Raw genomic sequence first — 11,949 nt, forward strand, 5'->3', positions numbered from 1 at the left:
TCAGGACTGCCATAAATATAGTCCGATCATCAGTCAAAGATCACGGAAAATTAGGGCAGCAGGTGTTGAAAGGGGTTTTTTATTTGGCTAAAGAGGTAACAGCTTATAACGATGATACAATTCAAATACTTGAGGGTCTGGAAGCTGTGAGAAAAAGGCCGGGCATGTACATTGGCTCGACAGACAGCCGCGGTCTTCATCATCTTGTTTACGAGATCGTCGATAATGGTATTGATGAAGCGCTAGCCGGGTACGGAGATAAGATTTTTGTCACGATTCACAGGGATGGAAGCATCAGCGTCCGTGATTACGGCCGTGGAATGCCGACGGGCATCCACCGCACCGGAAAGCCTACTGTAGAGGTCATTTTCACTATTTTGCACGCTGGCGGAAAGTTCGGACAGACTGGCGGATATAAAACGAGCGGAGGTCTGCATGGGGTTGGTTCTTCGGTCGTCAACGCCCTATCCGAGTGGCTGGAAGTGACGATCTGGCGTGACGGTGCGATCTTCAGACAACGGTTTGAAAATGGTGGCCATCCTGTAACCACGCTTGAGAAGATCGGCACAACGAGAGAAACCGGTTCACTTATTCATTTTAAGCCGGACGCTTCGATTTTCAGCACAACCTCATTTCAGTTTGATGTTCTCAGTGAGCGGCTCCGCGAATCTGCTTTTCTCCAAAAAGGAATGAAAATCGTCCTGTCCGATGAGCGTTCCGGAAAAGAAGAAGTGTATCATTACGATGAGGGGATAAAGGCATTTGTCGCCTATCTGAATGAAGATAATGACGCACTCCATCCGGTTGTCGCTTTCGAAGGAAAAACCAGCGAAATGGAAGTTGACGTAGCTTTCCAGTACAACGACGGCTATTCGGAGAGTCTGATCTCTTTTGTCAATAATGTCCGCACAAAAGACGGAGGAACGCACGAATCCGGATTCCGGACTGCCCTCACACGAGTTTTCAATGATTACGCCAGAAAATCCGGATTGCTCAAGGAGAAAGAAAAAAATCTGGACGGCAGCGACATCCGTGAAGGCTTCATGGGTATTGTGTCGGTACGTATTCCGGAGCATCTCCTTCAGTTTGATGGCCAGACAAAGGAAAAACTAGGTACGAGCGAGGCACGCTCCGCCGTCGACACCGTTGTCTCAGAACAGCTTTCCTATTTTCTTGAGGAAAATCCTCAGGTCAGTGAAATGCTGATCAGAAAGGCTATGCGGGCGCGCCAGGCACGCCTTGCCGCGCGAAAAGCGCGGGAAGATGCGAGAAATGGGAAGAAAACCAAGCGGAAAGAGTCTGTACTCAGTGGCAAACTAACCCCGGCGTCTTCAAAAAACGCTGATCGGAACGAATTGTATCTGGTCGAAGGTGATTCGGCGGGCGGTTCTGCGAAACAAGGACGTGACCGGAAATTTCAGGCCGTTCTTCCTCTCCGAGGCAAAGTCATTAATACGCAGAAGGCGAGACTTGAAGAGATTTTAAAAAATGAAGAAATTAATACTTTGATTTATGCGATCGGCGCCGGAGTAGGAGCTGATTTTTCAATAAAAGACAGCAATTACAACAAGATTGTGATCATGACTGATGCGGATAACGACGGCGCACATATTCAGGTTCTCCTCCTTACTTTTTTCTATCGTTACATGCGTCCATTGATTGAAGCGGGACATGTTTATATCGCTCTGCCGCCTCTCTATAAGGTCAGCAAGGGCACCGGAAAAAAAGAGGTGCTCGAATATGCCTGGGATGACAATGGCCTGAAAGAAGCAATTAAACATATTGGCAAGGGTTACACCATTCAGCGCTATAAGGGTCTCGGTGAAATGAACGCCGATCAGCTATGGGAGACGACGATGAATCCTGATTCACGCACTTTGATCCGCGTAAGAATCGATGATCAGACCTTTGCGGAACGGCGGGTTACCACACTGATGGGCGATAAGGTCGAGCCGCGCCGCAAGTGGATTGAATCCCATGTTGCGTTCGGCCTGGATGAGGAAACGAACATTCTGGAAAATGAGAACCTGACTGTCGTGAAAGGTGCTGAATAAAGATTATGAGCCGAGAAAAATTGCTGGATCTGCCGCTTGAGGAAGTCATCGGCGATCGTTTTGGAATATACAGCAAATATATCATTCAGGAACGGGCGCTTCCCGATGTTCGGGATGGACTAAAACCTGTTCAGAGACGGATCCTCTATGCGATGTTTCGCGATGGTAATACAAGTGACAAGCCTTTCCGAAAGTCTGCAAAAACGGTTGGAAACGTGATCGGCAACTATCACCCGCACGGTGATTCGTCCGTTTACGAAGCCATGGTCCGTATGAGCCAGGATTGGAAAGTCCGGATGCCGCTGATCGAAATGCATGGAAATAACGGGAGCCTTGATGGCGACCCGGCGGCAGCCATGCGTTACACGGAGGCCCGTTTGTCAAAGATTTCTTCAGAGCTCCTGAGAGATCTTGACGCGAAAACGGTTGAATTTGTATCCAACTTCGATGATACGCTTGAAGAGCCAATTGTTCTTCCGTCTAAATTCCCTAATCTACTTGTTAATGGATCTACAGGAATTTCCGCCGGCTATGCGACGGAAATTCCGCCTCATTCTCTTGAGGAAATAGTTGACGCAACGATCATGCTGATGGAACAGCCTCAGTGCTCCGTTGATGATCTGATGAAGGTTGTCAAAGGTCCGGATTTTCCATCGGGAGGAATTGTCCAGGGAATTGACGGCATCAGAAAGGCCTATCGAACGGGTAGGGGAAAAATTATGCTTAGGGCCCGGACGATGGTTGAAACGCTGCGGACAGGCCGGCAGCAGATAGTGATTACCGAACTTCCTTATGAGGTGAACAAAGCGCTGCTGGTGAAGAAAATGGACGAGCTACGTCTGGACCACAAGGTCGAAGGCGTCGCTGAGGTACGCGACGAGACGGACCGCACCGGCATGAGGGTCGTCGTGGAGCTTAAAAAAGACGCTGATTCTCAAGGTATTCTGAATTATTATTTCAAAAACACGGATCTCCAGATTTCCTACAATTTTAACATGGTGGCGATTGATCATAAGGCACCTCGCCAACTCGGGTTGAAAGAGATCCTCGAGGCTTATATTGAACATCAAAAAAATGTGGTCACGAGACGGTCACAATATGAGCTGCAGAAGAGCAGAGAGCGCCAGCATATTGTCCAAGGGCTGATCAAGGCTGTTTCGATCCTTGATGATGTCATCCGCGTGATCCGTGCATCGAAAGATAAGAAAGACGCGAAGCAGAATCTCTGCGACTCGTTCGGGTTCAGTGAAATGCAGGCTGAAGCGATTGTGAACTTGCAGTTGTACCGACTGACTAATACCGATATTCTCACACTGAGAAAAGAAGAAGAAGAGCTTATCCAGACAATCAGCCGTCTGGAAGGTATTCTGGGCTCTGAGAAAAAGCTGATATCGGTCATTAAGAAGGAATTGAACGAAATTAAGACAAAATATGCCGACGTCAGGCGGACGACTATTGAAGATGAAATTGAGGAGATCAAAATCGGTCTTGAAGTCATAGTCGCATCAGAAGATGTCATGGTGTCGCTGACGAAACACGGCTATATCAAACGCTCAAGCCTGAGGTCCTTCGCCGCGAGCAGTGATGACAGTGTCACAATGAAGGACACGGACCACGTTCTTTATCAACATGAAATGAACACAACGGATACCCTACTTGTCGTTACAAATAGGGGACGCTACCTATACATTCCCATTCACGAAATACCGGATAAACGCTGGAAAGATCTGGGCCAGCATGTCACAAGCATCGTTCAGATTGAGACGGATGAGCAAATTATTTCAGCCCTTCCGGTTTCCGATTTTAGCGAGAGAAACCGATTTGCGGCTTTTATTACCCGATTAGGGATGGTAAAGCGGACGGAACTGTCCGAGTATAAAGCCCAACGCTATTCAAAGCCTCTGACAGCCCTCAAATTGAAAAAGGATGACGAATGTGTCAGCGCATTTATTACGGATGGGAAGAGGGACATTCTTGTTGCTACCCGATTCGGTTATGGCCTTCGTTTTGCGGAAGAAGATGCCGGAACTGTCGGCATCAGGGCAGCCGGGGTGAAGGCCATTCAACTGAAACCGGACGACTTTGTCGTGGGAGGACTTACTTATTTTGATAAAATGCCTTCTGATCTGATGATTGTGACGGACCGTGGCTCAGTGAAAAAAATGTCGGTTGAAAGTCAGCTTGAGCGGATGACCCGTGCGAGAAGAGGTCTGATTATGCTTCGTGAGTTAAAAACCAGGCCACATCGTATTGCCGGAATTGAACTGGTGGATGAATTTGATACCCTCTCGCTGCTCACTGATAGATTCAAAATGGTACAGGTGGCCGCTTCAGATGTGAGGAAGTCTGATCGTTATAACAATGGTTCATTCATCGTTGACCAGGATGAAGACGGCGATGTGGTCGAAGTCTGGAAGAGTCAAAGGGATGACGAACAGAGCGGTTCGGAATAAATAATCCGGCGCTCACTACGGGAACAGGACAATGAATTACTTGTGCTGACGGATATAACATTGATAATAAAGCATAGTGAGGCTGAGGACGAGCAGATAAACAGGGATCGAAAAAAACATTTGGTAGCCATTTCTATAGTGATAGACGCCCGCATGCCAGGCCAGTGCTTCAGCGAACATCGAAAATACTGCCCAGGTCAGTATATAAAAGAAAAAAGTGGACCTGAATTTTTTGATGATTGAATAGCCGTAAATAAAAAAATACGCGAATGGTCCATACATGATATAGGAAAGGGCATCCCAAAGTTCAAAGTAGGATGTATCATTGACATCGTAATAATTAAACGGGACTTTGCACAGTGTCTGATCGAAAAGAGCCACAAAATAGATGCCCATAATTAAGGTGAGAACCGTCTGGCTGCGCGTAAGTCTTTTAGGCAGCAGGAAGAGCAGGGTATACGCCGCGATACCGACGATCAGGATAAACCATTCATTTGTGCTGAAAGAGCTGTTATAAAATTTCATTGTGGCTGCCTAGTTATATTACGTTTTTTAATTTCCTGTCGATTCAGAAGCTGGAAGGCTTTTAGAAAACCGAGACACAGGAACCAATACGCCATTTCATAGAGAAACAGAAACGGAACACGGGTGACTGTTGTGTATCGTTCTTCAAAAGAACAATAAAGATCAATTGTGATCAGGAATAGGAAAAAGATCAAGGATTTCTGCCGTACCCCCGCTGAAAGAATTTGATTAATAAACAGAATGGTGATTATCGGTAAAATTACGTTGCGGTTAATGATAAAAGCGATAAACTCTGCGGTTTGAAGCTTATAACCGGAGATCCCGAGATAAGCTTTCATGGCAGGAAAATATATAGCGAGCATTAGGATGATTGAACTCGTCAAGAACAAGAAGAGCAGGTCTTCTCTTGACATATTCTTTGGGGTAAAAATGAGGACGCTGATTACAAGCCAGAGAAAGCAAAGGTTCGCTGCGAGGATCATAATAAACCCTCCTGCACTGAAATATAGGTATCTTATATCCTGCGCGTTTATAACATAATTTAACCTCGTTAAGTGTAAATTCCTTTTTCAGCTGTTTTTCAGATTTTCCTGTTACGTTTAAATCAAGGATGTTCAGCGAGGTCAGAAGGTGATTGTGTGGCAACAAAAAGATTATGTGATCAGGATTCATATTTAAAGGAATTTACAGCGAAGCTGCTGCGGCAAGGCTGTGACGAGGATGGAACATTTTATGCAGTGCTCGATGAAACTGCATTTTATCCGACCGGCGGGGGACAGCCCTGCGATACCGGATTTCTTGATGGAGTAAGGGTGACTCATGTTGAAAAAGACGGAGATGAAATCCGGCACTATCTCGCGCAAAAGCTCGATGAATCCCGATCAGCGATTCATGCGAAAATTGATTGGGAACGGCGTTTTGATCACATGCAGCAGCATGCCGGACAGCACATTCTGAGTGCGGTGTTCGATGATCGGTTGGGCATGAGAACCATAGCGTTCCATATGGGGACAGATCGATGTACCATTGATCTGGATATTGCCGAATTGTCCGAAGAGTTGGCGGAAGAGGCCGAGACCATGGCGAACAGTATCGTCCTTCAAAACCTTCTGATTCAGGCTAAATTTGTTGATCATGAAGATCTTCTGCGGTACCATCTGAGAAAAGCACCTTCTGTCACTGAAAACATCCGTCTCGTCATCATTGAAGGCATCGATTACAATCCGTGTGGAGGCACACATCCCGTGCGGACGGGTGAAGTCGGTCCGATAAAAATCCTCGGATGGGAGGCTCACCGCGGTCATATCCGTGTATCATTCAACTGTGGATGGCGATCCCTGTCCCTTTTTAAAGACGAGCATCGAGAATTAGGGCAGCTGGCTTTATTGTATAACACCCGCCCCGAAATGGTTCTCAGCCGAACGAGGAAGCTTGAGGATCAGCTAAAGACTTGGGAAAATGAGTGCAAGAGCCTCAGAAATCGCCTTATTGATTTTGAGGTTAGCCAGCTGGGATCTCTGCTGAATGAGGAATCAAAAAACCCTGTAGTAGCGAAAAGATTTGAAGAGCGACCGGTCAAGGAGATACGCGAATTGGCGGGAAGGGTGACAAAGACATATACCCGATGTACCGCACTCTTCATCACTTCCTCAGGCGAGAATGTTCAAATTGTCTGTGCTCAAGGAAGCGACGCTCGCGGTGATATGAAACGTACACTTTCGGAAGTTCTCCCGTTGATTCATGGAAAAGGCGGTGGGGATGCCTCGCTTGCACAAGGTGTCGGGAAATTGGACGTTCCACCGGAAAAGCTGTTCGAACGATTGAAGAGTGCTGTGAGCCATTCAACGGCCTGACATGGGTAGTAAATTATTCATAAAGTAAGTAAATAAATGGTGTGCCATACCAAAATTTGGAGGGGTCAGATTGTCAGAGCGTGAGGATCTTTATGATATTACAATTATAGGCGGTGGACCAACAGGTCTTTTTGCTGCTTTTTATGCCGGATTAAGGCAGATGAAGGTCAAAATTATTGAGAGTCTACCCCAGCTGGGTGGTCAGCTCGGCACACTTTACCCAGAGAAAGAAATATTTGACGTCGCCGGCTTTCCGAGAATCAAAGCGAAAGATTTAGTAAAAAATCTTGTCGAACAGACTAGGCAATTCAGTCCGAAGATTGTTCTGGATGAAAATGTACAAAGTTTAGTACGATTGGGTGACGGGACTTTCTCGATTATTGCAGAGTCTGGGAACAGCCACCTGACACGTACAGTGGTTATTACTGCGGGCGTCGGTGCTTTTTCACCGCGGCCTCTGAAAATCGAGGGCGCAGAGGCCTACGAGACAACAAACCTTCACTATTACGTGGACGACGTGCAAAAGTTTGCCGGTAAAAAAGTTGCGATACTTGGTGGTGGGGATTCAGCTGTGGACTGGGCGAACACCCTTGAACCCATTGCAAGCAAGGTAACGATCATCCATCGCCGTGATCAGTTCCGAGCCCATGAGACAAGTGTTGAAGAAATGAATCAGTCCAAAGTCCGCGTATTAACGCCTTTTACAGCAAAAGAAATCATTGGTAAAGGCGACAGGGTGGAAAAGCTTGTTGTGGAAGAGGTCAAAGGCGATCGCCTTGAGGTTCTCCCGATAGATGATCTGATTGTTAATTATGGCTTTGTTTCTGCTCTGGGGCCAATAAAAGATTGGGATCTTGAATTTGATAAAAATTCGATTGTCGTCAATACGAAGATGGAGACAAGCATGCCGGGCGTCTATGCCGCAGGCGATATCGCTTCATACCCTGGAAAAATAAAGCTGATCGCAACCGGATTTGGTGAGGCGCCTACAGCTGTCAACAATGCCAAGCATTTTATCGATCCGGATTCCAGAACTCAACCGGCGCACAGCTCAAGCTCCGGTGAGCTTTTTACCAAGTAACTCATTGCTAATAAAGTTGATAAATGAAGGGTTTGACATGCCCGGTGTCTGTTCTCAGATACCGGGCATTAAGATTCATGTCGTCTTTTCACAATAATTCACTTATAATTAGTCTTATCAAGCTATGGGCGGAGACGATGGAATGATTATCAAGGGGCTGAACAGACTCGATGAAGAGACGGTTAGAAAAATCCGGAATATGGAAAAAGCAGTAATGGAAATAGACGGTGTGAGGGAGAATGTTTATTTGGACGATTCTCTGCATTTTGATCACAGAATCAAACATACTTTTATCGCCTACGAAAAGGACCAGCCAATCAGCTTTATTCATCTCTTTATCCCGACTCAGAAAGAAGCCGAGCTTTCTGCAATGACGCTGCCCGAACACCGGGGACAGGGCTACTTCTCAGCTCTGCTGCTTTGTGTCAGAGAGGAGCTGCTTCGATACAAAATTCCGGACCTCTTGTTTGTTGCCGATACACGGGACTCAATTGCACCATTGATGAATGATTTGGGTGCTCAGTACGATTTCTCTGAATATGCCATGACACTAGAAAAAAGCGACTGGCAGGATGAATCCCCGGACAATGGGATCAAACTGGTTAAAACAAAATATAAAGATATTGACACTTTGGCAGACATCAGTGTGGCCGTATTCGGCGAAAGTAAAAAGGACGCCAGAGGCAGAGTTGAAAAATCCCTGCTCGCCAGCACACGGGAAAGCTTCGCCGCTGATTTTAAAGGAAAACTGATCGGAATGGGTTATGTTGATTATGAAAGTAATGATCCGGGAATTTTTGGATTCGGCATACTCCCAGAATTTCAGAAAAAAGGTTATGGACGCCGGTTTTTGTCACTCCTCATCAACCATCTCTTGGCCGATGGGGCCGTTCGGGTAAAACTGGAAGTCGATAGTAAAAATGATCATGCGCTGCATCTTTATCAACAAATAGGTTTTACACCCACTTCAGGCTATGATTATTACCGTAAGTCAGTGCAATCAGAAAGAGAAAATTAAGGAGAAGTATTCATGCATGAGAATCCGTCAAGAGAAAGTTGGCAAAATTCACTACTCACAGCGATTGCTTTAATTGATCAGGCCAAAGTCCCCTGTACGGTGACGGAGGAAGGTGCTCTTATCCTCCAAGGTGTCGTTGTTCCCTTCACCAAAACAATCAGGATACTCATTCAATGGGATGCATTGGAAAACCTTCATTATCTGTTTCAGCCCTATAAGCCTACTCTGGTTACGAAGAATCAGCGGAAAGCGTCTTTCATGCTGTCTATCGATGACTATAAAATTGAATTAATCGGACTCTTTGGAACAGTCATTCGTACGGATCCGGACAGAGTTCCTAAAATCATCGGAACAGAAACCATCTATGTCAAGTCTGTTTATTATTTTTTAACACATTTACAGAAGGATCACCCATTATACCAGGCAGTAAAAGATTACCTGCAGCGCTTACAGAGTTCCGATGCCGCTGAAAACGGAAAAGCGTGGAACGAGGACGCTTTTCAGGCGTGGGTCAGGCGTTTTGGCACGCCTGAACAGGTGGCAGAAAAGATTCGCCGTGATCCGGTCGGACGGCTGGCGCAGCTTGCTCCATATTTCTCTGATGTGAACGGGAAGAAGATAATGAATCTGCTTGGATCCCATGGAGGGAAAGCTCTGGCACTGTCTCTTCTGGGAGCAGATGTATCAGTTATTGATATTTCAGAAGAAAATGCTGAATATGCAAGACAAACAGCCGCAGCACTTAAGACTCATCTCAACTATATTGTCTCAGATGTACTTCAACTACCGGAAGCTTCCAGAACGTCGGACTATGATCTTGTCTTTATGGAGCTGGGCATTCTGCATTATTTTGTTGATCTAGAACCTCTGGCAGAATTAATTTTTCAACTTTTGAAACCGGGTGGAAAATTGATACTTCAGGAGTTTCATCCGATTTCAACAAAGCTTGTGACAACTCGTGGGAAAAAGCAGATTGTGTTTGGCAATTATTTTGATCAGGAGATCAGGGAGCGGGAAGTGGCTTACGGGAAGCATCTATCTTCCGAAAGTCCGGATGAAACACTGAACTATAAGGTTTTTCTGAGAGAATGGACGCTTGGAGAGATCGTCACGTCATTTGCACGTAAGGAGCTTCGTGTTGAAGAGCTCAATGAGATCCCAAATTCAAAAATCAGTGATATCGGCCTTCCCAAATTGTTTACACTTGTCTGTTCGAAATGAAAAACACTGAACCGCATGAACGATCCAGTGCCGGGGGCATGATGTTTCAGTCAGGTCTTTTTAATCAGCTTGCTGTGATTCACGGACGGTCTGGTTGTCATCGTCGAAGCTCCTGAAGTACTGTTCCACTTGTTCAAGAGAATGCCCCCTCGTCTCAGGCAAAAATTTTCCGACAAAAGCGAGGGCACCTAATCCACAGGCAAAGAATGCAAAGAATGTTGCGGACAGTCCGACCGAGTCAACCAAAACGGGAAAAACTAGGCCAATCAGAAAATTTGTGATCCAGAGACAAAAAACAGTGACACCCATCCCCAAACCGCGAAGCCTAAGTGGGAAAATTTCCGAGAGCATCAGCCAGGTAACCGGAGAAATAGCGCCTTGCTGAAAAGCGAGGAAGGTAACGGTCATTCCAAGTACAAGGAATGGCAGCAAAGCAGTGCCCTGCAGTGTCAGAGAAAAAATTCCGATCATGAACAGCGATATGCTTGTTCCCGTGAGCCCAATAAGAAGGGTGGGACGATGGTCTACTTTGCCTAGAAGCCACATTCCCACAAATGTGGCCAGGACGGAAATAACGCCATTGGCAATATTTGCGATCAGGGCAACCTGTGATTGAAATCCGGCTTCTTCGAGAATATGTGTCCCGTAATACATAATGGAGTTGACTCCGGTAATTTGTTGAACGACAGCAATACCTATGCCAAGAAAAACGATTCTTCGGATCCAGCCCGTGTTCAGATCTCTAAAACTTGCCTTGCTGACTTGACGTTCCTTTTCAATTGATTTTTTGATCGCAGCGAGCTCAAGTTTTGCCCTTGTTTTTTTTCGAATCCGATGGAGGACCTGTAAAGCGCTTTTCAGGTTTCCTTTAGTCGCATACCATCTGGGGCTTTCCGGAACAATCAGCATACCTATCCAAAGGAAGACTGCTGGAAGTGTTGCCAGAACAAGCATATAACGCCATACATGCCCGTCCCCACCGGAAAATCCTGCGATGGCTGCGTTAAAAATATAGGCGAGTAGCTGTCCACTGACGATCATCAATTCGTTTTGCGTCACAATTTGGCCGCGTTTTTCTACTGGAGAAACCTCTGCCAGATAGGTTGGTACAGTTACCGAGGCACCGCCCACAGCTATACCTAGTAAAAAGCGAAATAAAATCATTACTCCTGCGTTTGGCGCAAACGTGCAGCCGAGAGTTGTGAGAAAAAAGATCACGGCCAGTGACATAATCACTTTTCTACGGCCTTTTTTATCCGCTAACTTTCCACTGAATATGGCACCGAAAGCGGCTCCCAGAAGCAGCGAACTAGCGACCAATCCCTCGGTAAATGAATTGAGATTGAGTTGATCTGGCTGGGACATAAAAGGGAGTGATCCATTTATTACTCCGGTGTCATATCCGAATAAAAGTCCTCCGAAGGTCGAAACAAGAGCTATTATTTTTAAGAATTTCTTATGTTTGTCAGAATTCAGTGTTTTTAACTTTTCGTCGGTATCATAGGCTGTATGAACAGGATTATTGATACTGATAATGAATCTCCTCCTTTGCTATAAAAGAAAAGCATTTGTCGGGCAATTGACAGGCACAGGGATTTGAGTTGAATAAACGTTGATACTAAACGACCACCTGCTAAAGCAGGTGGGTTCAGACATAAATGTCTGCGACTTAAAGTCGCCGTTCAAGACTGAAGTCTTCTGAAAAGGCTTTGTGCTCATAGCACACTGAATTCTGACTGAACTC

General features: G+C 45.9%; 9 protein-coding genes. 6 read left to right on the forward strand and 3 right to left on the reverse strand.

Annotation, left to right across the window (positions count from 1 at the left end; translation table 11 throughout):
• Positions 1-83 precede the first annotated feature (83 nt).
• Both parE and parC read left to right on the forward strand, forming a co-directional pair.
• Positions 84-2,054: a DNA topoisomerase IV subunit B gene (gene parE, locus E4665_RS16730; RefSeq protein WP_135349947.1), complete on the forward strand. Its 1,971-nt coding sequence runs from the start codon at positions 84-86 to the stop codon at positions 2,052-2,054.
• A gap of 5 nt (positions 2,055-2,059) precedes the next feature.
• Positions 2,060-4,507 carry a DNA topoisomerase IV subunit A gene (gene parC / locus E4665_RS16735; protein WP_135349948.1) on the forward strand — a complete coding sequence of 816 codons (2,448 nt, stop codon included), beginning with the start codon at positions 2,060-2,062 and terminating at the stop codon, positions 4,505-4,507.
• A gap of 36 nt (positions 4,508-4,543) precedes the next feature.
• Here the strand turns inward: parC and E4665_RS16740 are convergent, their stop codons facing one another.
• Both E4665_RS16740 and E4665_RS16745 read right to left on the reverse strand, forming a co-directional pair.
• On the reverse strand, positions 4,544-5,032 hold the full coding sequence (locus E4665_RS16740; RefSeq protein WP_135349949.1) for a hypothetical protein: 489 nt from the start codon (positions 5,030-5,032) through the stop codon (positions 4,544-4,546).
• Positions 5,029-5,514 carry a hypothetical protein gene (locus tag E4665_RS16745; RefSeq protein ID WP_135349950.1) on the reverse strand — a complete coding sequence of 162 codons (486 nt, stop codon included), beginning with the start codon at positions 5,512-5,514 and terminating at the stop codon, positions 5,029-5,031. The genes E4665_RS16740 and E4665_RS16745 overlap by 4 nt, the downstream gene beginning before the upstream one ends.
• Before the next feature lie 156 nt (positions 5,515-5,670).
• Between E4665_RS16745 and E4665_RS16750 the strand changes: the two genes are divergently transcribed.
• The 4 genes from E4665_RS16750 to E4665_RS16765 all read left to right on the forward strand — a co-directional run bounded on the left by E4665_RS16750 (position 5,671) and on the right by E4665_RS16765 (position 10,205).
• The gene (locus E4665_RS16750) at positions 5,671-6,885 is read left to right on the forward strand and encodes an alanyl-tRNA editing protein (RefSeq protein ID WP_135349951.1); all 1,215 of its coding nucleotides are present in this window, start codon (positions 5,671-5,673) and stop codon (positions 6,883-6,885) included.
• A 70-nt stretch (positions 6,886-6,955) separates the two neighbouring features.
• Positions 6,956-7,966 (forward strand): NAD(P)/FAD-dependent oxidoreductase, encoded by a 1,011-nt coding sequence (locus E4665_RS16755; protein WP_135349952.1) that lies wholly within the window; start codon positions 6,956-6,958, stop codon positions 7,964-7,966.
• A 142-nt stretch (positions 7,967-8,108) separates the two neighbouring features.
• Positions 8,109-8,984, forward strand: coding sequence for a GNAT family N-acetyltransferase (locus E4665_RS16760; protein WP_135349953.1), 876 nt, complete (start codon positions 8,109-8,111; stop codon positions 8,982-8,984).
• A 12-nt stretch (positions 8,985-8,996) separates the two neighbouring features.
• Complete coding sequence (locus tag E4665_RS16765; protein ID WP_135349954.1) at positions 8,997-10,205, forward strand: class I SAM-dependent methyltransferase; 1,209 nt, start codon at positions 8,997-8,999, stop codon at positions 10,203-10,205.
• A 60-nt stretch (positions 10,206-10,265) separates the two neighbouring features.
• Here the strand turns inward: E4665_RS16765 and E4665_RS16770 are convergent, their stop codons facing one another.
• Positions 10,266-11,681 carry a sugar porter family MFS transporter gene (locus tag E4665_RS16770; protein ID WP_135349955.1) on the reverse strand — a complete coding sequence of 472 codons (1,416 nt, stop codon included), beginning with the start codon at positions 11,679-11,681 and terminating at the stop codon, positions 10,266-10,268.
• Between the last annotated feature and the right edge of the window lie 268 nt (positions 11,682-11,949).

It is taken from the genome of Sporolactobacillus shoreae (assembly GCF_004684935.1).
GTDB classification, from domain to species: Bacteria; Bacillota; Bacilli; order Bacillales; family Sporolactobacillaceae; genus Sporolactobacillus; species Sporolactobacillus shoreae.

Bases quoted from the DNA above. Each gene is read 5' to 3' on its own strand.
- parC (WP_135349948.1), top strand. From the start codon at position 2,060: ATGAGCCGAGAAAAATTGCTGGATCTGCCGCTTGAGGAAGTCATCGGC.
- E4665_RS16740 (WP_135349949.1), bottom strand. From the start codon at position 5,032: ATGAAATTTTATAACAGCTCTTTCAGCACAAATGAATGGTTTATCCTG.
- E4665_RS16745 (WP_135349950.1), bottom strand. From the start codon at position 5,514: ATGATCCTCGCAGCGAACCTTTGCTTTCTCTGGCTTGTAATCAGCGTC.
- E4665_RS16760 (WP_135349953.1), top strand. From the start codon at position 8,109: ATGATTATCAAGGGGCTGAACAGACTCGATGAAGAGACGGTTAGAAAA.
- E4665_RS16765 (WP_135349954.1), top strand. From the start codon at position 8,997: ATGCATGAGAATCCGTCAAGAGAAAGTTGGCAAAATTCACTACTCACA.